Annotated in this window: 22 protein-coding genes and 1 tRNA gene; 19 read left to right on the top strand and 4 right to left on the bottom strand. The window is 52.6% G+C overall.

What is annotated here, in order from left to right:
* Position 1 precedes the first annotated feature (1 nt).
* On the top strand, positions 2-736 hold the full coding sequence (locus DW189_RS06990) for a DUF6064 family protein (RefSeq protein WP_117507280.1): 735 nt from the start codon (positions 2-4) through the stop codon (positions 734-736).
* Between the two features lie 189 nt (positions 737-925).
* Here DW189_RS06990 and DW189_RS06985 read toward each other — a convergent pair whose 3' ends face one another.
* A complete protein-coding gene (locus DW189_RS06985; protein WP_117507279.1) occupies positions 926-1,903 on the bottom strand; it encodes a nucleotidyltransferase domain-containing protein in 978 nt (325 codons plus the stop codon).
* 563 nt (positions 1,904-2,466) lie between these two features.
* On the opposite strand from DW189_RS06985, the gene DW189_RS06980 reads away from it, so the two are divergent.
* The 3 genes from DW189_RS06980 to DW189_RS06970 are packed head-to-tail and all read left to right on the top strand — an operon-like array spanning position 2,467 to position 5,135.
* Positions 2,467-3,498 carry a hypothetical protein gene (locus DW189_RS06980; protein ID WP_117507278.1) on the top strand — a complete coding sequence of 344 codons (1,032 nt, stop codon included), beginning with the start codon at positions 2,467-2,469 and terminating at the stop codon, positions 3,496-3,498.
* The gene (locus DW189_RS06975; protein WP_117507277.1) at positions 3,491-4,108 is read left to right on the top strand and encodes a hypothetical protein; all 618 of its coding nucleotides are present in this window, start codon (positions 3,491-3,493) and stop codon (positions 4,106-4,108) included. Before DW189_RS06980 ends, DW189_RS06975 begins: the two co-directional genes overlap by 8 nt.
* Positions 4,101-5,135, top strand: coding sequence for a nucleoid-associated protein (locus tag DW189_RS06970; RefSeq protein WP_117507276.1), 1,035 nt, complete (start codon positions 4,101-4,103; stop codon positions 5,133-5,135). Before DW189_RS06975 ends, DW189_RS06970 begins: the two co-directional genes overlap by 8 nt.
* A gap of 68 nt (positions 5,136-5,203) precedes the next feature.
* On the opposite strand, the gene DW189_RS06965 is transcribed toward DW189_RS06970, so the two are convergent.
* A tRNA-Cys gene (locus DW189_RS06965) sits at positions 5,204-5,274 on the bottom strand.
* A gap of 218 nt (positions 5,275-5,492) precedes the next feature.
* Here DW189_RS06965 and dprA point away from each other — a divergent pair.
* From dprA to DW189_RS06930, 7 genes are all read left to right on the top strand, one after another.
* Positions 5,493-6,596: a DNA-processing protein DprA gene (dprA, locus tag DW189_RS06960; protein WP_117507275.1), complete on the top strand. Its 1,104-nt coding sequence runs from the start codon at positions 5,493-5,495 to the stop codon at positions 6,594-6,596.
* Entirely contained in the window at positions 6,593-7,402 is an 810-nt protein-coding gene (locus DW189_RS06955) for a TatD family hydrolase (protein WP_117507274.1), read from the top strand. Before dprA ends, DW189_RS06955 begins: the two co-directional genes overlap by 4 nt.
* Positions 7,403-7,419: 17 nt before the next feature.
* Positions 7,420-8,448, top strand: coding sequence for an asparaginase (locus DW189_RS06950; RefSeq protein WP_018695608.1), 1,029 nt, complete (start codon positions 7,420-7,422; stop codon positions 8,446-8,448).
* A gap of 367 nt (positions 8,449-8,815) precedes the next feature.
* Positions 8,816-9,553, top strand: coding sequence for a MotA/TolQ/ExbB proton channel family protein (locus DW189_RS06945; protein WP_022332236.1), 738 nt, complete (start codon positions 8,816-8,818; stop codon positions 9,551-9,553).
* 32 nt (positions 9,554-9,585) lie between these two features.
* Entirely contained in the window at positions 9,586-10,005 is a 420-nt protein-coding gene (locus DW189_RS06940) for a hypothetical protein (protein WP_018695606.1), read from the top strand.
* A 9-nt stretch (positions 10,006-10,014) separates the two neighbouring features.
* Entirely contained in the window at positions 10,015-10,620 is a 606-nt protein-coding gene (locus tag DW189_RS06935) for an ExbD/TolR family protein (RefSeq protein WP_022332235.1), read from the top strand.
* A 3-nt stretch (positions 10,621-10,623) separates the two neighbouring features.
* On the top strand, positions 10,624-11,094 hold the full coding sequence (locus tag DW189_RS06930; RefSeq protein WP_022332234.1) for an ExbD/TolR family protein: 471 nt from the start codon (positions 10,624-10,626) through the stop codon (positions 11,092-11,094).
* A gap of 213 nt (positions 11,095-11,307) precedes the next feature.
* Here the strand turns inward: DW189_RS06930 and DW189_RS06925 are convergent, their stop codons facing one another.
* The gene (locus tag DW189_RS06925; protein ID WP_117507273.1) at positions 11,308-11,907 is read right to left on the bottom strand and encodes a ribonuclease HII; all 600 of its coding nucleotides are present in this window, start codon (positions 11,905-11,907) and stop codon (positions 11,308-11,310) included.
* A 69-nt stretch (positions 11,908-11,976) separates the two neighbouring features.
* On the opposite strand from DW189_RS06925, the gene DW189_RS06920 reads away from it, so the two are divergent.
* The 6 genes from DW189_RS06920 (at position 11,977) to DW189_RS06885 (ending at position 21,485) form a co-directional block, all read left to right on the top strand.
* On the top strand, positions 11,977-12,969 hold the full coding sequence (locus tag DW189_RS06920) for a hypothetical protein (RefSeq protein WP_117507272.1): 993 nt from the start codon (positions 11,977-11,979) through the stop codon (positions 12,967-12,969).
* Between the two features lie 149 nt (positions 12,970-13,118).
* On the top strand, positions 13,119-14,036 hold the full coding sequence (locus DW189_RS06915) for a helix-turn-helix domain-containing protein (protein ID WP_018695600.1): 918 nt from the start codon (positions 13,119-13,121) through the stop codon (positions 14,034-14,036).
* 468 nt (positions 14,037-14,504) lie between these two features.
* On the top strand, positions 14,505-15,386 hold the full coding sequence (gene lipA / locus DW189_RS06910) for a lipoyl synthase (RefSeq protein WP_018695598.1): 882 nt from the start codon (positions 14,505-14,507) through the stop codon (positions 15,384-15,386).
* Positions 15,275-16,471 (top strand): lipoyl(octanoyl) transferase LipB, encoded by a 1,197-nt coding sequence (lipB, locus tag DW189_RS14760; protein ID WP_409012328.1) that lies wholly within the window; start codon positions 15,275-15,277, stop codon positions 16,469-16,471. Before lipA ends, lipB begins: the two co-directional genes overlap by 112 nt.
* An 8-nt stretch (positions 16,472-16,479) precedes the next feature.
* Entirely contained in the window at positions 16,480-18,246 is a 1,767-nt protein-coding gene (recJ, locus tag DW189_RS06890) for a single-stranded-DNA-specific exonuclease RecJ (RefSeq protein ID WP_055201670.1), read from the top strand.
* 89 nt (positions 18,247-18,335) lie between these two features.
* Positions 18,336-21,485 (top strand): ATP-binding protein, encoded by a 3,150-nt coding sequence (locus DW189_RS06885; RefSeq protein ID WP_117507271.1) that lies wholly within the window; start codon positions 18,336-18,338, stop codon positions 21,483-21,485.
* A gap of 56 nt (positions 21,486-21,541) precedes the next feature.
* Here DW189_RS06885 and DW189_RS06880 read toward each other — a convergent pair whose 3' ends face one another.
* The gene (locus DW189_RS06880) at positions 21,542-22,072 is read right to left on the bottom strand and encodes a nitroreductase family protein (RefSeq protein WP_022332226.1); all 531 of its coding nucleotides are present in this window, start codon (positions 22,070-22,072) and stop codon (positions 21,542-21,544) included.
* A 226-nt stretch (positions 22,073-22,298) separates the two neighbouring features.
* Here DW189_RS06880 and DW189_RS06875 point away from each other — a divergent pair, with 226 nt between their 5' ends.
* On the top strand, positions 22,299-23,075 hold the full coding sequence (locus DW189_RS06875) for a hypothetical protein (RefSeq protein WP_117507270.1): 777 nt from the start codon (positions 22,299-22,301) through the stop codon (positions 23,073-23,075).
* Between the two features lie 43 nt (positions 23,076-23,118).
* Complete coding sequence (locus DW189_RS06870) at positions 23,119-23,958, top strand: HAD family hydrolase (RefSeq protein WP_022332224.1); 840 nt, start codon at positions 23,119-23,121, stop codon at positions 23,956-23,958.
* Positions 23,959-24,006: the final 48 nt, after the last annotated feature.

The following is a 24,006-nucleotide window of genomic DNA, read 5'->3' as shown; positions in this document are numbered from 1 at the left end:
CATGGAAATCTTCTGGAACACCATCGCCTCCTATAACGCCGCGACATGGCCCGTACAGATCCTACTGACGCTGGTTGCGGCCACGCTGACGCTGCTGCTCTACCTGCGTCCGACGCCCGGGGTACGCATCGCCATGAAGACCTTTATGGCGCTGCTCAATTTCTGGATCGCTGGTGTCTATTACCTCTTATACGGCGAACAACGCGAGCACAACGACATGCTGGCGCTCTTCTGGGCGATCATGGGATGTATCTGGGTATACGACCTGGTCGTGAAACACGCTTCGCTCCAACGCACGCACAACCATACAGGCTTCGCGCTGCTGCTGTTCGCCATGCCGCTCGTCTACCCGCTCTTTTCGCTCGCGCTGGGGCGTACGTTCCCGATGGTCACCACGCCCGTGATGCCGTGTTCGGTCGCCGTGTTCACCATCGGGCTGATGCTGGCCTTCTCGGAGCGGGTCAACATCGTGCTGGCTATGTTCCTCTGCCACTGGGCGTTGATCGGGCTCTCGAAGGTCTACTTCTTCGGCATCCCCGAGGACTACCTCCTGGCATGCAGCATCGTGCCGGCACTCTACATCTTCTTCCGCGAATATATCCGCAGTAACGAGGGCCGGCCGACAAAGCCTTCGCCCCGGGTACTGAACGCGCTGTTGGTAGTGTTGTGCATCATCATCGGCGCCTCCTTCGCCTTCACGATGCTCCACCAGCTCAACCTCTTTACGGATGTCTAATAGCCGAAGGAAATCCGCCGCACGAACTGTTCCAATCAAACTTTCCAAACGGTAGCTGCATGTGCCCGATAGCAGAACGCAGGAATTGCCGTGTGCCTATCGGCAAGGTTGTGTTTTCGTAAACGAAACAGGGGCTTGCGGGATTGTCAGTGATCCCGCAAACCCCCGTTCGTTCGGATGATTGGCCGCTTATTGCCGTTCGCTCAACTCTTTATAAAGCTCCAGCCGCAAGCCGCAGTAGTTTTCGATGATATGCCCCATTTTTTCGACGCGTTGCAGGTGCATTTCCAATTCCTGCGGCGCAACATCGAAACCAATGTCGTAGCGTGCCTTTACCAGAAAACTCTTCAGGCGCGGCAGCGTGAAGATATTTTCGATATGGTTATCGTCTAAAACCAGCATCAGCTGCGTCGAGAGCGTCCGCATCCGTTCGTGCATCACGACCGGATCGTGAATATCGAACTCCAGCCCGTGATAAACATAATAGAGAGTGTGATAAAAGTAGACCGCTGCCTGCGCCATGAACAAAGCCGCCAGACGCATATTGCGGCTTTCACTGAAGGCGTCCTGCGCCTGTTCGATCAATTCGTTGCCCAGCATCCGGAACGTATCGAAATGAAATTTGGCGTCCGCATAGGCTGCGGCAAAGTTGATCGGGTGTTTCGGGCGGCGGAAATGGCAGTGGTCGCTGCAATAGAGCAGTTCGCCCTCGGAGTGTGCAAAGTAGAGGAATGGTGTTTTATTCGACTCGACATAGCTCAAAGGCATAATGTAGAGGTTGATATAGGTGATCTCGCGCCTGCTGTACGGCACTTTGTAACGCAGGATGCGTTTTGCCTGAATCCAGTCGTATTCGGGCGTTTCCCGCACGACCATCAGCAAGTCATAGGTCATGGCGTCGCTATGGCGTGTGCCGCCGACCAATTTCCCGAAAAGCAGAATATATTCGGGGTTGAAATAATCTTCCGTCAGGCTTTGGACGATCCGGGCGGCTTCGGCGGGATTGTAGAGTTTTTCCGTTGGTTGTTCGGGTTGCGGTTCTGGCTTTGGAGCGAGTTGCCCGGTCGGCTGTTCCGGAGAGGGTACGGGCTGTTGTTCGGCTTGGGTGTTTTCGGGGGTTATGTACTGTGCAGACTGTTCCTGCACGGGGTTTTGATTCGTTTCCATTTAATTGATTGTTAGAAATTTGACACAATGAGGGCTGTCCTTATCGTGCGCAACGCACAACAAAGAGAATAACGGTTTGGTTAGCAACTATTTGCTAATCCGGCAGGTGGAAATGGAAACGAATCGGGAGGTTGCACGGCGGGAACCGCCTGCGGCTGGCCTTACGGCGTGTCTGCGTCGGAACGCTGACGTGATGTATGGTTCGCATAAAACAAAAAAAGGTGCGCAGCTGCGAACCATACATCACCCTGTTACAGGCTCAATAGAGTGCCGTTCGCGGGATTGCTCCCCAACGACTCTGCGCATACCTTTTTTGTGGTGGCTCTACCGAGCACCATGATAACAGGTTTAGTAACATATGATTCGCAGGGGCAAAGATAAGAAAAGTTTTTATATGCCGACCAACTCTTTTTAATCAGTGATACTAGTAATGTTCGTCTATAGCACCGCAATAATAAATTTAAAATATTTCCTTACAAATAGAATGATATTCTTCACAATACGACATGAAATAAAATTAATTAGCTATATTTATAGCACTATTAATCTAAAACCACTATACCATGTCGTACAATCCTAAATTAGAGTTTTTCACGTTCCCATTGAATCACAAAGAAAAAGACAAAACATTTAGAGATTTCGCCATCGAATGTTTAGATGTTGATAAAACAAAAACAGATCAAGAAGTATTCAAAGCATGCTTTGAATACTTTATGAGTATACCTGAAAGTGGTTTTGCCGAAAACGATCGACTAAAAAAAGTTTTAACTTGGATAAACAATAAAGATGTCAATATTCACTATGACAAAAAACCTTCGTTATTTTCAAGTGAAAATGTATTTGCAGGAGTTATTACAGGAGGCAAATACGGGGAAGATGGTATACTGTCAAATATGGAAGATAAAAATCAATGTCAAGTATTAGGTCGCAAAAAGCCGGTACTAAAATATTTTTATATCTTTGTATATCTTCCAATAAATCACAATGAAGGTTTTTTCATGATACATTCAAATAGCCATGAAGAAACGATAACTAACATATTTAGAGATTATATTGCGACAGTATTTACTAAAGGAGAATACAAACGCCCTATTGTATCTAAATTTTGTCCGAAAAAATTTCAAGACGAGTTTAAAAATGGAGCTCTATTAACTAGCTTCAACTTTAAAACAACATTTCTTGACACAATTCCATCAGACGATCCGATCTTGCAAGAGATTGATAAATTTGATATTAACATTACAATTACACCCTCAAAAAAGGCACAAATACCATGGAATGCTGCGGAGAAACTGATGTCTATCATCGGGAAACATCAATTTAAAGGAGATAAAGGGAGTAAAGAGTTAGAGGATTTCGACAAAGTGAGAATGAAAACCCACAACGAAGGTGCTAAATCCTCTAAAAGTTTCTCGTGGGATACAAAAGACAAGGAATTTACACCTGTAGTCTATCTTGAAGGGCTGACAGATATCAAATATTATACTGATGGCACACCAGATTTCGACACACTTAAAACCTATACAATGTCTTTATTTAATAACGAGATATTACCTGAAATAAGAAAGGATCTATATGTTAAAAAATTTGACTAGGTACATTAAGAATATTAAGAATAAAGCAATAAAATACGAAAGCCTCGATGCTAATGGAGATAATATCGACAGGTATCAGATTGTACTAAAAAGAGTTGTGATCTGGAGCATTGCAGTAGTATTACTTTCAAGTGGACTTACAGGTGTTTCCGATCGCTTTATTAATTTCACAGGATGCATCTTATCAATCTTTATAGGCTTATTTATTACTGCATTATTATTTGCTTTTGATAAAATTGGTATTAAACAAGAAAAAGAAAATCAAAAAATTTCTCCAAAAGCAATTAATATTTTAAAAGACACACAAGAATATAATTTTGCCAAGCAATTCATCTATATTCTAGGCTATAATGTCATATTATGTACTTTTGTATTAATACTTATATTGTTTTGTGTTTGTTTTGATTCCTTAATGTCTTTTAATCTTTTAGATTACGAATTTACTTATATTTCCATTACTTCAACTTGGATATTTGTACAAGGAATTATCGTAATTTGCATACGGTTTTTTATATTTTATTACTTAATACATATCTTCTACTATACATTATATGCCATTAGTAGTCTTATAAATATGATGACCATAAAAAGAAACAGACAAAATGATTGATATTAAAGACACATATACAGACTGCATAATATGTCATAGATTTAGTGCAGATTCTTCCAATAACATATCCACATCTTCATTAAGTGATATTTCTAAACAAGATTTCGATTCGGAGGCTCTAAAAGAAATCTTATTAAAACCATTTATTACTGAAAATAAAATATACGAATTCATTCATGAATTTGACATAACTCTTAACACATTAAGGAAACTGACTTTAGGGATTTATGATAAAGAAGATTTTATCGTAAAATCCAAAGAAATATTTCAGCATCTAAATTCAGTATCTAAACATCCAAACATCAAAGATGGAGATTTATTCATTGTCAAATTTGCAGATGTTCTATATAAAGAAAAGTATTATGAGGCTGTCGGAATCTATAAGATTGAAACAAAAGATAAATTTATAGAGGTTACATCCCACGAAAAGAACAATATCAATGTTGAAATTAAACAAGGAATTATTTCTAATAAAATAGATAAAGCAAGTTTAATTATTTTCACAGAAACAGAGCCTACTATTTTAGTCATCGACAAGCATAATAATGACACTCAATATTGGATAGATGATTTTCTCCATGTGCGTCAACGCAAAGATGAATATTATAATACTCAAAACGTATTATCCTTATGTAAAAACTTTGTGACAAAGGAATTGCCGCAACAATTTGAAGTATCGAAAGCTGATCAAGCAAACTTACTAAATAAGTCCGTAAAATTCTTCAAAGAAAAAGAAACTTTCAATATAGACGAATTCACAAATGAAGTAATCACACAGCCAGAAGTAATCAACAGTTTCTACAGTTATAAATCCGAATATCAGAAAGACCACGACGTTGAAATAGCGGATAGTTTTGCTATTTCAGACAATGCAGTAAAAAAACAGTCAAGAATATTGAAAAGCGTTATTAAGTTAGATAAAAACTTCCATATCTATGTGCATGGAAATAATCAATATATCAAAAAAGGATATGACGAAGAAACTGGATTATATTATTATCAACTTTTCTTTAAAGAAGAGCTTTAAATTCTCTGCCGTACAAATACTGTACAAAACAAAACGCCGTTGTAGATTACTACAACGGCGTTTAAGTGAGGTCTGAAGCGGATTCGAACCGCTGTACAAGGTTTTGCAGACCTTTGCCTAGCCACTCGGCCATCAGACCATATGTTCCCCGACAGGTTCCTGTTCAGCTTTCATTCCGTAACTACAAGTCCGTTGCTTCCGGATTGCATGCCGCGCCGGAAACATCCGGTTTATTTTCAGGCGCATCGGGAGTGCAAATATACAAACATTTCTAAAATCTGCAAAACTTCGACCCAACTTTGCGCTATTTCCCAAAAATATTTACCTTTACAAGATAATAAACGACATTTTGCGGTTATGACCATCGAGGATATCGCCTTGCAGATGACCCCGGGCATCGGCGTGAAAGGCGCCGTGCACCTGCTCGGAATATTCGGCGACGCACGGGGCATTTTCGCGGCGGCACCCGAGGAGCTGGCTATGAAAGCCGCCTTGCGGGAAGACATTATCCGGAATATCGTCCACCGCAAAGGCTTCGCCGCCGCAGAAAAGGAACTCGGCTACTGCCGCCGCAATTCGATCTCCGCGATCGCTTCGACCGACCCCGAATTCCCGGCATTGCTGCGTGAAATACCCGATTATCCCCATGTACTATACCTGAAAGGCAACGCCGCCGCCCTCTCGGCACGCTGCGTCGCGATGGTCGGCACCCGCCGGGCAACACCCTACGGGCAGACGATGTGCAACAGGCTGGTGGAGGGGCTCGCGGCACAGGTTCCGGAGCTCTGCATCGTGAGCGGGCTGGCGTTCGGCATCGACGTCGCGGCACACCGGGCAGCCCTGGCCGCAGGGGTACGAACCGTCGCGGTACTGGCGAACCCGCTCCCCGGCGTCATGCCGGCACAACACACGGCCGTGGCGCGCGACATCCTCGACCACGGCGGGGCACTGGTCACGGAGCTCCACTCGCAGACGCGGCAGAACGGCACGGCATACCTGGCCCGCAACCGGATCATCGCAGGGTTGGGTGCCGGCTGCGTGGTCGTAGAGTCGCCCGACAGCGGCGGGTCGCTCGCCACGGCGCATTGCGCCGACGGCTACGACCGTTCGGTAATGGCCGTACCGGGACGCGCCACGGACGGCATGTCATCGGGGACGAACCACCTGATCCGCAACCGCAAGGCACAGCTCGTGATGACCGCCGACGATATTGTCCGCGAACTGATGTGGGATCTCGGCCCGGAACCGGCAGCATTCCGGGAAAAACCGTCCACGCTGGAGCTTACGCCCGACGAAGCTGGGTTGCTGGGCTGTTTCCGCACGGACGACCCGCTGGCGGTGGAAACGCTCGCGGAACTGAGCGGGCTCGACCCGGGTGAACTGGCTGCCCTGCTCGTAGGGCTGGAACTGGCGGGAGCCGTACGGCAATTGCCCGGCAACCGATATATGAAAACACGATGAAACTGACGGATACACATTCACACCTGTACGATACGGCGTTCAACGCCGACCGCGAAGAGGCACTGGCCCGCGCCGCGGCGGCGGGCGTGGAACACCTGCTGCTCCCGGGCATAGACTCCGAAAGCCACGGAGCGCTGTTCGACCTCTGCCGCCGCCACCCGGGGCAATGCGTCCCGATGATGGGACTGCACCCCACCTCGGTGAACGACAACCCGCATTGGCGCGAGGAGCTGGCGCTCGCCGAACGTTACCTCACGGCCCCGCCCGAGGGCATCGCACGTTTCTGCGCCGTGGGCGAGATCGGGCTGGACTACTACTGGAGCGGCGAGTTCGTCGCCGAACAGGTCGAGGCTTTCGTTTCGCAATGCCGCCTGGCCGCACGGCTCGGGCTTCCGGTGGCGATCCACACCCGTGCGGCATGGGACGACATGTGCCGGATCGTCGGGGAAGAGGCGAAGGCCGCGGCGGAGACGGGGCTACGGCTGCGGGGCGTGTTCCACGCCTTTTCGGAGGATACCGACACCTACCAGAAACTGAAAGCCTGCGGCGATTTCGCCTTCGGAATCGGCGGCGTGGTGACTTTCAGGAAGAGCAAGCTGGCCGATACGGTGCGCGAAATGGAACTGGACGACATCGTACTCGAAACCGACTGCCCGTACCTGACACCCGCACCCCACCGCGGCGAGCGCAACGAGTCGGCCTACGTACGGTTCGTGTGCGAGAAAGTCGCGGAACTGAAAGGGCTGCCCCCCGGCGAAGTGGCGGCCGCAACGACGGCGAACGCCAAACGTATTTTCGGAATATAACACCATAAGACCATACGATGAAATCTTCGATCCTGATCATCTATACGGGCGGTACCATCGGCATGAAGAACGATGCCGAAACCGGCGCCCTAGTGCCTTTCGACTTCAGCGGCATCTACGATGAATTCCCTTCGCTCAAGCGGCTCAACGTGGACATCGACGTGCTGACGATGGATCCCGTGATCGACTCGTCGAACGTCACCCCGGCAAACTGGGCGGCGCTGGCCGAGCTGATCCGCGACAACTACACCCGCTACGACGGGTTCGTCGTACTGCACGGCACGGACACCATGTCCTACACCGCATCGGCATTGAGTTTCATGCTCGAAAACCTGGCCAAGCCCGTGGTTTTCACCGGCAGCCAGATCCCGATCGGCGTGCTGCGCACGGACGGCCGCGAAAACCTCATCACGGCCATCGAGATCGCGGGGGCGCACATCGGCGGACGCCCCGAGGTACCCGAAGTGTCGCTCTATTTCCAGAACCGGCTGTTCCGCGCCAATCGTACCACCAAGCGCAGCGCCGAGGCGCTGAGCGCCTTCCGTTCCTACAACTACCCGCCCCTGGCCGAGGTGGGGGTCAACATCGCCTATAACCTCGCGGCGATCCTCCACCCGACGGAAATCTCGCCGGAACTGCGCATCGCCACCCGCCTGGCCGACGGAATCGAAGTCATCAAGCTTTTCCCGGGGCTGGGCGAAAATATCCTGCGGGCGATGCTCTCGGCTCCGGGGCTGCGGGCCGTGGTGCTGGAGACATTCGGCGCGGGCAACGCCCCGACCAACGAATGGTTCATCCGCGTACTGAAAGAGGCGATCGACCGCGGGGTCATCATCCTCAACATCACGCAGTGCGGCGGGGGCAAGGTTTCGATGGAACTTTACGAAACCGGGCTGAGGCTGCAGAAGATCGGCGTCCTGTGCGGCCACGACATGACCACCGAGGCGGCCGTCACGAAGCTGATGTACGTGCTCGGACTGGGGCTTTCCGACGAACAGACCCGCGCATTGTTGCGGCGCCCTCTGCGAGGCGAATTTACAGCCTAAGACGTTGCACGGAACGATTTTTTTTTCTATATTTCGCACTGCTAACGTACCTTATCGGGTCGCCAAAGAGGGGCAACACGAAGAGGAATAGAGGCATAACTCGCTGGCAAACAAATGTTTGGGTCAATTCGGAGTGAAATTTCCGGAATTTGCCCGTACTTGCGGAACCGGCAGGGGAAAGCCATGGATCGGGGTAATAAAGATGCCGCAAGGATACGGAAAGGATAAAAAAAATATTTTTTTAGGATTTTTTTTAACCCCGGTAGAATTGACGAAATACCATTGAAACCGGAAAAATATCGTGAAATACCTAAAAACACAACAATAAAAAACAACTAAACAAATTTAATTTTATCTAATCACAACTATGAAAAAACTTTTTTTGATTCTGTCAGTGGCCCTGTTCGCATTGGGTACTGTTAACGCTTTCGCGCAGGAGGCTGCTGCAGCTGCCGAAACCCAACTCGCCGGCGATAGCCTGCACCACGTGATGATGCAGAAGTTCCTCGAGGGTGGTTGGGCATGGATGCTCCCGATCCTTATCTTCCTGATTATCGGTCTGGCCGTTGCCATCGAGCGTATCCTCTATCTCTCGCTGTCGACGATCAACTCGAAGAAACTCATCACCAAGGTTGAAGAAGCCCTGAAGAACGGCGGCATCGAAGCTGCCAAGGAAGTTTGCCGCAACACGCGCGGCCCGATCGCTTCGATCTACTACCAGGGTCTCGACCGTTACGATCAGGGTCTGGATTCGGTCGAGAAGGCTGTCGTTTCCTACGGTTCGGTTCAGACCGGCCAGATGGAGTCGGGCCTGACGTGGATCGGCCTGTTCATCGCCCTTTCGCCTATGTTGGGCTTCATGGGTACCGTTGTCGGCATGATCGCGGCGTTCGACGCCATCCAGGCTGCCGGCGATATCAGCCCGACCCTCGTTGCAGGCGGTATCAAGGTCGCCCTTCTGACGACCCTCATGGGTCTTATCGCTGCGGTTATTCTTCAGCTGTTCTACAACTATATCGTTTCGAAGATCGACTCGCTGGTAAACGATATGGAGGATTCGTCCATCACGCTGATGGATATCCTGACGGCTTACAGCAAGAAATAATCCCAACGATTTAAAAAGAGTTAAAGGCAATTATGAAAAAGATTTTAAATATCATATTGGGTATTCTGCTGGCCGTGATGGCGGTACTGGGAATATACGCAATTGCTACGGGTGGCTCCGAGGCGGCTATCAGCCTGAACCTCATCTGGTGCTATTTCCTGCTGGCTCTTGCGGTGTTCACAGCTATCTTCTGCGCGGTCTTCGGCATGATCCAGAACCCAGCGGGAATCAAGGGCACGATTATTTCGCTCGCGCTGATCATCGTGATCGTGGGCGTGGCTTACTTCGTGGCTTCGGGACATGACATCCAGATCCCCGACCTCGCCAACGGCGGGTTTTTCTCCCAAGGTGAAACCGTCCTGACCGACACCAGCATCCTGGTAACGTACGTTGCCCTGGTCGCTGCGTTCGTGACGGCTATCGCAACCGAAATTTACGGCGCTTTCAAATAACAACGAACAATGGCAGGAAATAAAAGACAAATACAGGAGATCAACGCCGGCTCAATGGCCGACATCGCCTTCCTGCTGCTGATTTTCTTCCTTGTGGCCACAACGATGAATGTCGACACCGGTCTGGTGCGTATGCTTCCGCCGATGCCCCCCGAAAACCAAAAGCAGGAGGACATCAAGGTCAAGGAGCGCAACCTCTTCCTGGTGCTCATCTCGGGCAGCGGCAACATCATGGCCGGGCCCTCGGGCAAACAGGAGATCATCGACCTGAGACAACTCAAGGACAAGACGAAGGAATTCATCCTCAACCCGATGGACGACGAGAACCTCCCGGAGAAAACCGAAAAGGAAATCGAGTTGGCCGACGGCAGCAAGTGGGTATATCCCGAAAGCCAGGGCGTTGTTTCGTTACAGACCACCCGTGATACGGGCTATCAGTCCTACATCATGGTGCAGAACGAACTCACACGCGCTTTCAACGAGGTACGTGACGAAGTCGCCATGAAGAAATTCGGAGCAAAATTCTCGGAGCTTTCCGAGGATCAGCGCAATGCAGTATCCAAAGCAGTACCTCTGAAGATTTCGGAGGCCGAACCGCGTAATATAAAGAAGTAAGTTATGGCAGTAATGAAAAAGAAGGGCAATAAAGGTTTGCCCCCTATCTCGACAGCATCGCTTCCTGACGTGATCTTCATGATCCTCTTCTTCTTCATGGTGTCGACCACCATGCGCGACCAGGAACTGCTCGTGAGGTACAAACTCCCCGAGGCAACCGAAGTGCAAAAGCTCGAGAAGAAATCGCTCGTAAGCTACATCCACATCGGACAGCCTTCGCTGGTGATGCAGGCCAAATTCGGTACTGCACCCCGTATCCAGCTGAACGACTCGTACAAAACGACCAAGGATATTTTGGATTTCGTAGCCGCAGAGCGCGACAAGCTCAGCGAGGCCGACCGTGCCTCGATGACGATCTGCCTCAAGGCCGACCAGACAACCAAGATGGGTATCGTAACCGACGTGAAGCAGGAACTTCGCCGTGCCAATGCACTGAAGGTCTCCTACGCCGCTTCCAAGTCGCTGGGATACTAAATCCCGAGTCATATCGAAAAAGGGCTGAAGTAGGACTTCAGCCCTTTTTTTATGAGCCATACCGATAGTTATACGGTCTCCAGCATCTTCAAACGGATGCCCGCCACTGCAAGACGGCAGGGTAAATTCAGGTCGGGGGAGGATGAGAGCGGGAGCAGATACGATAGCATCACCTCGGAACGTCCCGGGCAATCGGGCAAAGGCAATTTCTGCTCAGAATTGCAGCTCCAACTGGCCGATCCCGTAGTTGAACGTCAGGCGGTGATGGGGCGTAAGTCCGTAGTCACGGATTGCGAGCCGGTGTTCGCGGGTCGGATACCCCTTGTTCTTTTTCCAGCCATACTGCGGATATTCCTCCGCGAGGCGCAACATGTACTCGTCCCGATGGGTTTTGGCCAGCACCGAAGCTGCGGCGATGTCAGCATATTTGCCGTCGCCCTTGACCACGCAACGGTAGGGTAATTCAAGGCGTGTCCGGAAGCGGTTGCCGTCGATCGCAAGGAATTCGGGCGGCGGATCGAGGCGGGCGACCGCCAGCGACATCCCCTCGAACGAAGCATTCAGGATGTTGATCTCGTCGATCCGGGCTGCGGAAACGGCCTCGACGGCCCAGGCCACGGCTTCACGCTCGATGATCAGGCGGAGCCTGTCCCGGTTCCGCTCGGTCATCTGCTTCGAATCGTTGAGCAACGGGTCGTGAAAATCGGGCGGAAGGATCACCGCAGCGGCGAACACAGGCCCGGCCAGACACCCCCGGCCGGCCTCGTCGCAACCGGCCTCCCGAAACTCGTATTGGTACTGGTTTTCTAACATCGTACCACAAAGTTACGCATTATTCCGGCTTTTTTCGCTAATTTTGCCCGAGGAAAAAAGCCTTCCGACATGAAAATCGACATCGCCCGGCAGCCGCTCGTACCAGCCTTCATGACCCTCTTCGCACTCGCCGTTGCGGCCATGTGTGCTGGAATCCCCGTGTCCGATACCAGTGGAGCGGTGCGCGATGCGCTCCCGCTTCTGGGCGGCCAACTCGCCCGGTTTCAGGCGGCATATCCGGTATGGTCGAAGTTTGCCGCCGGGTTCATGCTGCTCTTCACCGGAATGTGTGCGGGACGGATCACGATCCGCTACAACCTCTATACGGTGGGCACCTGCCTCCCGATTCCCCTCTATGCCATCGTCGCCTGCGGGATCGCAACAGGCGGGAATTATCTCGCAGGATTCGCAGCGTCGATGCTGCTCTCACTGGCAACGAAAAATTACTGCCGCGCCTTCTGCAACGGGTACGGGTTCGACGCCATCTTCCGTGCCTCACTCTACCTGGGGCTGATGCCGCTGATATATGCCCCCGCACTGCCGCTGTTGCTGCTCCTGCCGCTGGCCGTACTGCTTTTCCGGCGTACCTTGCGGGAAGTCGCGGTAGCAACGGCCGGACTGCTGCTGCCGGTCTTCACGGCCTGCTATGTCAGCTGGGGCACCGGGGCGGAATTCACGGCTCCCCTGATCAAATTGGGGCAATCCGCCATCGAAGGTATGCCGCTGCATCTCTTTCTGGATATTCCCCTCCCCGCACTCGTCATGGCAGGCGGGATCGTGCTGCTCGACCTGACAGCGCTTTTCTTTTTCCTGGCCGACATCTATGCCGCAGGCACCAAACCCCGCTTCATCCTCTTTTATAATATAGGTATACTGATATTGACTCTGGCTGTGCTATGCAGCCCCGCCGCAACACCCGAGGCATTCGCCCTGCTCGCTGTCCCGTCGGCCATACTGATCCCGGTATTTTTTGTCCGCATACACAGGGGAATAGCATTGCCCGTATACCTGATTTTTCTGGCGGCAGCCTTCGCTGGAATATTTTTACAATATTATATTTAGTCATTATTATGGTATCTTTAGTCTTATTTGCCTGTTTGTGCCTTTTTAGACTATTCATTATTTTATAAAACAAATATTAAATTGTATTTTTGAAATGAGCAATCGGTGACGCAACTCATTGTTCAAAAAAACTTAAAATACGATTTGATATGAAGAATTCATTAAATTCGTCGGCCCAGCAGCCGATGATTGTGAAGTACGTAGAAGCCCTTCACAACGGAATCCAGTCTCAGGCGCTTTCACGTTACGCAATCGGTTACATCCTCCGAGGCACGAAGTATATTTACGACGGGGATAAGCGCCAGACCCTTACGCGCGGAGACGTATTCTACCTCGGCATCGGGCATCACTATATCGAGAACTTCCCGGAAAACGGACAACCCTTCGAGCAAGTGCTCTTTTATTATACGCCGGCTGACCTCCAGCGGATACTGCTGCACCTGAACATCACCTACGGACTGAACATTTCGAACGAACATTCGTGCGAAAACTGCCGCAACCGTTCGCACGTCTCTATGCCTGCCTGGAATTCGATCCGCAACTTTTTCGTCAACACCAACAACTACCTGCGCGACGAGGATTTCCACCGCGACGAGACGGCCGAGAACATCAAGATGACCGAATTGATCTACCTCATCGCCTCGCACGAAGACTGCTGCCTGAAGAGCAAACTGCTCAGCAACGTCGATGCAGCCAAGGAGAATTTCGAACAGATCGTCTACGACCACATCTTCAAGGATATTTCGATCGAAGAACTCTCGAAGTTGACGAACCGTTCGCTCACCTCGTTCAAAAAGGAATTCCGGCGCCATTTCATGATGCCGCCGCACAAATGGTACATCCGCCAGCGCCTGATGCATTCGCGCCTGCTGCTGATCTCGACTTCGAAGTCAATTTCGGAAATCGGCAATGCCTGTACATTCCCCAACACGTCGCACTTTATTAAACTTTTCAAAAAGGAGTACCAGATGACGCCGGCCGCTTACCGGAACCGCCACATCACTTCGCTCGCTCCCGAGGCGCAGCCCGCCGCTAAGGAAACCGAGGAAATCCGCGAGGCGTTATAGTTCGCAACTTACAAAACCGTTAGTATTTTAAAAATTTTAATTATAATTTAACAGATTTTTTTCGGTTAGGTTAAAAAAATGTTACAAAAGATTTGGAAGATTGTGATTTTCCATTTATCTTTGTATAACAAAACGTGGGATTCTCCCACTCTCATTAACCTAACTAACCTAACCAGAGGGGTTTGCTACTGCCAGGCAGCAAACCCCTTTCTCTGTGCAAAAAAGTCCTCCGGCAGCATCCGATATTGAATAATTGCGATTTTCGAGGCCGCATTTTTTATTTTTTTAATTGCATACTGCGAATACCGCCGCCGGCGAAACCCGAAAACAGCCCGGGGAAAGGCCCGGAGCAGGCAAACCCGCGAAGAGGCGTATCAGGAACGAGATGCCGAAAGAAAATAGGGCATTCATAGGAATTATCAATTATTTTTTCGTATTTTTGCATCAATTGGAAAATAATGAACTTAAATGCCGAAGTTTTATGACAAGGTAGATGTACTGAAAAAACCAGGATGGTTGAAGATCCGGCTCCACCGCACCCCGGAATATGCCGAGGTACAGCAAATAGTCGACAAACATGCGTTGCATACGATTTGCAGCAGCGGCATGTGTCCGAACAAGGCCGAATGCTGGAGCCGCAGAACCGCAACCTTCATGATCCTGGGAGACATCTGCACCCGAGGCTGCCGCTTCTGTGCAACGAAAACAGGACACCCCCTTGCCCCCGACGCCGAGGAACCCCGACGGGTCGCCGAAAGCGTCGCACTGATGAAACTGAGGTATGTCGTCGTTACTTCTGTGACGCGTGACGACCTGCCGGACGGCGGTGCCGCACACTGGGCCCAAACCGTCCGCGCCATCCGCACACAGAATCCCGACGCCGTAATTGAGCTCCTTATTCCCGATCTCGACGCACAGCCCGCCCCGCTGGACGTGGTCGTCGCGTCGAAGCCCGATATAATCGGGCACAACATCGAAACCGTCGAGCGGCTGACCCCGGTGGTGCGTTCCAAGGCAAAGTACCGTACGAGCCTGGAAACCCTGCGCTACCTGAGCGCACAGGGTGTCGCAACGAAAAGCGGACTGATGGTCGGACTTGGCGAGAGCGATGATGAAGTATTACAAACCCTGCACGATCTGCGCGACGCAGGCGTGGGGATCGTAACACTCGGTCAGTACCTTCGTCCCACTCTGGAGCACTACCCCGTTGCGGCGTATATCACTCCTGAAAAATTCGAATGGTACAGACTGAAAGCGCTGGAAATGGGCTTCAGCTACTGCGCGAGCGCACCCTTAGTCCGCTCGTCGTACATGGCGGAAGAGGCCCTGAAGAGCGTCAAAAGTTTGTAGCGATGGAAGCTTCCTGCCGGGATCTCGGACTGATGGACTACAAAACCTGCTGGGAATTGCAGCAGGGACTGTTCGATGCCCTGGTAGCCCGCAAGGCAGCCTGCAAGGGCGCAACGAAACAGGTGGCGGCACCCCTGGCGGCAAACGCCGGCACTGCGGAAGCAAGTAAGGCATCCGCGCGGGAACCGGCACAGCGATCGGCAGAGGCAATGCCCAGCAAGGCGGGAACGCAATCCGGCAAAGGGTTGGAATCCCCAACGGGCAGCGTATCCGCAGCAGAGGGCGTCGAACCGTCAGGCGCCACCGGAGAAGGCTCCGCCAGCGCAGGCACGATCCTTTTGGTGGAACACCCGCCGGTATACACACTCGGCAAAAGCGGCCATGCCGAAAACCTGCTGATAGGCCGCGAAGCGCTCGAAGCGATGGGCGCACAGTTCTTTCACATCGACAGAGGGGGCGACATCACCTTCCACGGCCCGGGGCAGCTGGTCTGCTATCCGATCCTCGACCTCGAATGTCTGGGCATCGGGCTGAGGGACTACATCGGGGCACTGGAAGAGGCCGTCATCCGTACCGTGGCGGTATACGGCATCACCGCCGGCCGCATGGCAGGCGCCTCGGGGGTCTGGATCGGCCCCGGAATCGGCGGGGAAACAGGGAGCCGGACAACCGCCTGCCGCGGAGATAACGGCGGCGGCAACTGCAACATCGGCGGTAACTGCGGCAACAAAAGCGTCGGCGGCAAAAGCGGCGACAGCGGCGAAAACCGCAACGAGGCAGGAACCTGCGATAGCGGCAGAATCTGCGATAGCGAAATCGGCGTCGGTGACCGCGCATTCGGAAAGGTGCCGCGCAAGATTTGCGCAATAGGCGTCCGGTCGTCACGTTATATCACCATGCACGGGTTCGCGCTGAATGTCACGACCGACCTCGGGTGGTTCACGCGCATCAACCCCTGCGGGTTTACCGACCGGGGAGTGACCTCGATCGAACGGGAAACGGGTCGCAAGGCCCCGATGGGCGAAGTAAAGTCGCTCGTTGTCAAATTTTTAAGTGAGATATTAAATGTTAGAATATATAAATAGTAAATCGTATGCCTATAGAAAAACGATGGGTAGTGAAACCGCAGGGCGATTCCGAGGCGGTGGCGAAGCTCGCTGCCGTGCTCAGGATTTCTCCCGTGCTGGCGAACCTGCTCGTACAGAGAGGCATAGACACCGTAGAAAAGGCGGACAAGTTCTTTAAACCCAGTCTCGCCGACCTCCACGACCCGTTCCTGATGAAGGACATGGACAAGGCGGTCGAGCGGGTCGAGCAGGCCGTTCGTAACAATGAGAAGATCATGGTTTACGGCGACTACGACGTGGACGGCTGTACGGCCGTTGCACTGGTGTACAAGTTCCTGCGCCAGATCGGGCATAAAAACCTGATGTTCTACATCCCCGACCGCTATACCGAAGGTTACGGTATCTCGGTCAAGGGCATCGACCTGGCAGCCCGCAAGGGCGTAGGTCTTATCATCGCCTTGGACTGCGGTATCAAAGCCACGGAAAAGGTAGTCTATGCAAAGACGAAGGGCGTGGATTTCATCATCTGCGACCATCACCTCCCGGCCGAGGAAATTCCCCGTGCCGTAGCTGTCCTCGATCCCAAGCGGGTCGATTGTTCCTATCCGTTCGACGAATTGTCGGGTTGCGGCGTGGGCTTCAAGCTCGTGCAGGCCTATGCGCAGAAAAACCGGATCCCGTTCGAACAGATCAGCCCGCTGTTAGACCTGCTGGTCGTGAGCATCGCTTCGGATATCGTACCCCTGGTGGGCGAAAACCGTATCCTTGCCCATTTCGGGTTGAAAGACCTCAACCGCGAACCGTCGAAAGGATTGCTGTCGATCATCAAGATCTGCGGCCTGGACAAGCACAACATCACCATCGACGACATCGTCTTCAAGATCGGGCCGCGTATCAACGCCGCCGGGCGCATGCGGATGGACGAGAACGACGAAAACGCCTCGCCCTCGGGCGGGCACGCGGCCGTCGAGCTGCTGATCGAAGGCAACGAAAGCATCGCCGCGGAGTTCGGGAACGTCATCGACGCCTACAACCAGGATCGCAAGTCGATCGACCGTTCGGTGACGCAGGAAGCGCACGATTTTATCGAGCGCAACCCCGCAATGAAAGAGCTGAAGAGCACGGTGATCTACAATCCCAAGTGGATGAAGGGCATCGTGGGAATCGTCGCCTCGCGCCTGATCGAGACCTACTACCGGCCGACGGTGGTGCTGACGATGAGCAACGGCTTCGTGACGGGGTCGGCACGCTCGGTACCGGGCTTCGACCTTTACCAGGCCGTGGAGTCGTGCTCGGATCTGCTGGAGAACTTCGGCGGGCATATGTATGCCGCCGGGCTGACGATGCGACCCGAGAACGTCGAGGAATTCACGCGCAGGTTCAACGCCTATGTCGAGGAGAACATCGACCCGCAGATGCTCATGCCGCAGGTGGATATCGACAGCGAACTGCTCTTCTCGGACATCACCCCCGCGTTCCGCAAAGACCTCAACCGCTTCCAGCCTTTCGGCCCCGGCAACACCGCCCCGGTCTTCGCGACCTACGGCGTAAGCAACCACGGCGACGCCAAACTGGTCGGCATGGAGTGCGAGCACCTGCGCATGGATTTGATCCAGCGGCAGAAACCCAACACGAAGATCCAGTCGATCGCCTTCCAGCAACCCACGCATTACGAATGGGTGCGCTCGGGACGCCCGATCGACGTATGCTACCAGATCGTAGAGAACCACTACCGGGGGACGGTAACCACCCAACTCCGCATCAAGGACATCAAACCGGTCATGAACCGATAACTTTACATAAGAAGGGAGGGGGCTGTCTTCCGGCAGCCCCCTCCCGCTATTTTTGCGTCATGCACTACTCCCTTGCGTCCCTTTTTCCCATGAACATCCCGACCACCCGGCTCGGCCTCCGGCCCCGGCCCTTCATATGGGTCTTACTTTTAGGCTGCATTTTAGCATACCCCCTCGCACCGGCCGTCAGCAGCCCTTCCGGCGACAAGCGCGATTATATACTGGTCATCAACACCTATGCGGAATCGACCCCGTGGAGCAGAGGCATTATTACCGACATCACGGCGCGCGTCGAGCAGATCGAAAACCTGGAACTCTACACCGAGCATATAAACCTGCTGTTGGTAGATTCCCCTCGGGAAATCGAGACCTTCGAGACGAACCTCCTGCGAGAATACGGCAAAAAACCACCCCGGGCCCTGGTGCTGATCGGAACCCCTACGGCGCTGCTGCGCAATTTCATTAACAGCATATGGAAAGGCATTCCGACCATCGTATGCGCAGAACAGGATTTTGTCGGGCCGGATAAATATTACCAGAAAAGGCTTCCCATTCCGGCCTCGGAACAGGTACCTCTGCGGACACTGGCAGACCGGGACAATCTGACCCTGCTTTATTCGCCGGCCTATCTCGACCAGAGTATCGACCTGATGAAGCGCATACTGCCCGGCATGGATCGGCTCATATTCATAGACGACGCACGCTACGTCAACCGGCAAACGGAACACGACCTCGCGGAACTGCTCGACTCGAAGTACGGCGGCATAAAATACACGGTTTATTCGGCCGATGAGATCGGGATAGACCAACTGCTCGATTCGCTGAGTACGGTCGACGTAAAACGCACCGGCGTGCTCTTCTCCTCGTGGCATTACCTGAAGAACATGTCCGGGCGCAACGAAATCATGACCAACCCGTTCAAGATCATCGCCAGTTCGTCCGTACCGTTGTTCTCGCTGCGTCCGACGGGACTCAAGAGCAGCGGCATGATCGGAGGTTACGTATACGACGAAAACGAATATTCCGACCGGCTGATAGCTACCGTAAACGCAGTGCTGGAGGGCAAGCAGCCGCGCGACATTCCCTTTTACACCCCCGTCCGGGTACAACCCGTCTTCAACTACCCGGTACTGCTCCGGCACAACATCTCCCCGAACGCCTGCCCGACAAATACCCTGTTTTTCGACAAACCGTCCTCGTTCATGGAGCGGTATAAAACCGAGATAGGTGTCTGCGGCAGCATATTCCTGTTATTCCTCATCTTCCAGCAATGGAGGATCGCCGTCCTGCGCAAGGTCGACGCAGCCCACCAGAAAGAAATGGAAACCCAGGCCAAATACTCGCACCTGTTCAACAACATGCCGATCCTGTACATGCAGGAACGGGTCGTATTCGACGCACAGGGGACGGCCATAGACACTGTTTATGTCGATGTAAACGCCCACTTCGAACGCTCCTTCTACCCCCTGGACGAAGTGGCGGGCAAATCCGGGTCGACGGTTTTCCCGGAGTCGATGCCCCAGTTCATGCCGATCATCGACATCGTACTGAAAGAAAAGCGGAGCGTTACCTTCCCCTATTACCACAAGCCGGTGAATATTTTCTACGAGGTCGTCATCTGCCCCTCGTACCAGCAGGATACGGTCGACATTTTCTGCATCGACAGCACAGCCCTGCACGATGCCCAGAAAAAGGTGGATTCGGTGAACCGGAAACTCGCACTGGCGCTCGACGTAGCCAACATCATCCCCTGGAAATGGGATCTCACGACCCACACCATCCTGTGCGACCTCAACAAGGCGGCCAAGATAGCCTCCGGGATGTCGCTGGCAAACAACCTCTCGCTTGCGGTGGACGAGGAGTGCTACTTCTCGAAAGTCCACAAGGAAGACCGGGAACGCGTCCGCACGGCTTACCGGAACCTGATCGAAGGGAGTACGGAGAAGGTCTGCGAAGAGTTCCGCGTCGTATCCAACGAAAGCGGACACTGGCACATGGAGTGGGTCGAGGCACAGGCCACGGTCGAAACCCGCGACACTAACGGCAGGCCGCTGTCGCTGGTCGGAACATCGCTCGTGATCTCCGAACGCAAACAGATGGAGCAGGAGCTGCTCACCGCACGCGACCGCGCCGAGGAGTCGAACCGCCTGAAATCGGCATTCCTGGCCAACATGAGCCACGAGATACGCACGCCGCTCAATGCCATCGTCGGGTTTTCGGGCATTCTTGCCTCGACGGACGAAGAACAAGAGAAGCAGGAATACATGTCGATCATCGAAAGCAACAATACGTTGCTGCTGCAACTCATCAGCGATATCCTCGACCTTTCGAAAATCGAGGCCGGAACGCTCGAATTCGTCCATACGGATTTCGAACTGAATGAACTGATGCGCGAGAAAGAAAACGTCATGAGGCTGAAAACCGACCAGAACGTGGAGCTGGTCTTCGAGCAGCGGTACGAAACCTGCCACGTCCGCACCGACCGCAACCGCCTTTCGCAGCTGATGATAAACCTGCTGACGAACGCCGCTAAATTCACACACCGGGGGTCGATCCGCTTCGGTTACGAGCTCCGTGCCGGGCAGCTCTATTTTTGGGTTGCGGACACCGGCTGCGGTATCCCCGCCGAGCGGAAGGACGCGGTCTTCGAACGCTTCGTCAAACTCAACTCGTTCAAGCAGGGCACGGGCCTCGGGCTTTCCATCTGCCGGACGATCGTAGAGCATCTGGGTGGGAATATCGGCGTAGAGTCGGAAGAGGGCAAAGGTTCGACCTTTTGGTTCACGCTTCCGTACGTCCCCGGCCAATCGGAACAGGCGGAGGCCCCGGCACAGATACTTCAGGCCATCCCGACGGTCGAGAAGGACAAGCTCGTAATCCTCATCGCCGAGGACAACGAAAGCAATTACCGTCTTTTCGAGTCGATCCTGCGCCATGAATACAAGCTCGTACACGCCTGGAACGGCCGCGAAGCAGTCGATTTATTCAACCGGCACACACCGCACCTGGTGCTCATGGACATCAACATGCCCGTGATGGACGGCTACGAAGCCACGGCCGAGATCCGCAAACAATCGGCCGACGTGCCAATCATCGCCGTGACGGCTTTCGCCTTCGCATCCGACGAACAGAAGGTACTCTCGAGCGGATTCGACGGCTACATGCCCAAGCCGATCAACGCCCGGCAACTCAAAACACAGGTACTCGACATGCTTCGCAAGCGCATGACGCTGATTTAAATGGAAAAGGAAGCCCCGTCGGGAGCTTCCTTTTTCATCGGTGCCCGTATCCGTTCTTACTCCAGGCGGATGATCCGCGCATCGTCGTCCGACCCGGGCAGCGGGGCGGGGGTGAAGTCGGAATACCCCGCCGCAACGGCGCAGAGGGGTTGGCAGTCCGCCGGGATGGGCAGGAAGCTGCGCAGGTAGCCAGCGGCAGTCTCCCCGCCGGGCTCGTCCTTGCGGCGCGGGCGGCCGTTGATGTGCACCCAGCACGAAGCCAGTCCTTCGTCGACACACGCCAGTTGCAGGATGGTCGCCGAGATCGCGGCGTTCTCCCGCCACAGGTCGCTTTTCGTGGTATCGCCCAGCACGACGATCGCCAGCGGGGCACCCTTCATGAACGCCGAACCGTAATCGCGCATGTCGGCCATGCGGGCCACCAGGGCAGGGTCGTCGACCACCACCAGGTGCGTCGTACGGGTATTGCGCGCCGATGGCGCCGACAGAGTCTCGTGCAGGATGCGGTCTACGACCTCACGCGGCACCGCACGCTCCGAGAATTTGCGGATGCTGCGGCGTTTTTCGATCAACTCTTTGAATTCCATCTGTTTTTATATTTTGTGTTTTCGGCCTCTCTTTTGCAAAAATAGTGAAAAAAAACTATCTTTGTTAAATTGATAATATTTCAGCAGGATTCGCAATCCGATATACCGAACTATTATTTACCGAACCAAACGTTCACCGCATCCAGGCAAAGGAATGCAACAAAATCAGCCATACATTCCATACAGCACTCCCAACCGGGAAGCACAGAAATACCTATTACTTAAAATGATGAAAATAAAAAATATAATCCTCTCGTTTCTATTAGGTATTTTCACCGTCGCATGCAGCGGAGCAGGCGAAGTTGCCGACGAAGGATACATGGGTTCCGGCTATACAAAGGAGGAATTAGACGCAAAGGGAGTCAATACCCAGCATCTGTTCGTATTTACGGAGGAGCGTGCTACTTACAATGGCCGGACATTCTCGATAAACATACCCATTGACTCGCTTATCGAGATATTCGGAACTTGCGAGAGAATCCTTTACGGAAAAGATTACAATACAGGATACAACCGCTATTTCTGGGACACGATAGGCTTTACAGCTTTAGTCTCCCCCGAAAAAGAAGTAATGGAGTTCAATCTGCATTGGGATTACCTGCCTAAAGAAAAGGAATACGACTATGACGATCCGGATCCGGCCGATGTTCCGGCAAAATTTTTCAAAGGAAAGATACTGTTGAACGGGATTCCACTCGACAATACGTCGGATTACGCAGATTATTGCAATAATAAAGAGATACAAAGTCTGTTGCTTAAATTAGCAAGGAAGAAGGGGATCAAAAGAAACTTCCATCAATGTTTATATCATTTCGTAGACAATGGAAGTATTAATCGGTACCATCACTCTTATCATAAGCTCTACTTTTTCGATTATACGACATTCGAAAACAATCCTTTTTTCTCATACAGGGTGAAAGTAGTAACCAAAACCGGACAGATACATGAATTCGGAATGCAGTACGCTGTCTACACCAATCCAAACTCCATAGATATCTTTTGACCTATTCATTTATACATATTTGATCTTCAAAACTTTGAAAACGATGGAATTCAGATTCACCATAGCCCTTATCTACGATTTCGACGGCACGCTCGCCCCCGGCAACATGCAGGAGTACGACTTCATACCCGCCGTGGGCAAAAGCAACAAGGAATTCTGGACGGAGGCCAACACGCTGGCCGAAGAACAGGATGCCGACATGGTACTGACCTATATGGCACGCATGTTACAGGAAGCCAAGTCGAAAGGGCTGTCGCTGCGGCGCGAGGCATTTCAGGATTCGGGACGCCGCGTGACGCTTTACAAGGGCGTGAAGGAGTGGTTTGCGCGGATCAACGCCTACGGCGCCGCACACGGGATAAGAATCCTGCACTACATCAACTCGTCAGGGATGAAGGAGATCATCGAAGGAACTCAGATCGCACACGAGTTCCGGAAGATCTATGCCTGCTCGTTTCTCTACGACGTCGACGGCATCGCCTACTGGCCCGCCGTGGCGGTCAACTACACCAACAAGACGCAGTTCATCTTCAAGATCAACAAAGGCGTCGAATCGGTGTTCGACAGCAAGATGGTGAATCGTTACATCCCCGAAAACGAACGTCCCGTGCCGTTCAAGCACATGATCTACGTGGGCGACGGGACGACCGACATCCCCTGCATGCGGCTGGTGAAAAATTCCGGCGGACATTCGATCGCGGTCTACAACCCCGACCAGAAGGGTGCCCGCAAGGAGATGGCCTCGCTGATCCACGACAACCGCGTAAGCCACGTCTGCCCGGCCGACTATTCCGAAGGCTCGGACATGGACATCCTGGTCAAAACCATCATCGACAAGATCGACCTGGACGACAGGCTCGAAAAACTCGAAGTCGTGAAATAACCCGGCCAGCGGGACGGGAAGCGGATATGCCCGGGACGCCCCCGGAGA

The organism is Alistipes sp. AM16-43, from assembly GCF_003435745.1.
Taxonomy (GTDB): Bacteria; Bacteroidota; Bacteroidia; order Bacteroidales; family Rikenellaceae; genus Alistipes; species Alistipes onderdonkii.
This window is presented reverse-complemented; position numbering and strand designations above follow the sequence as displayed.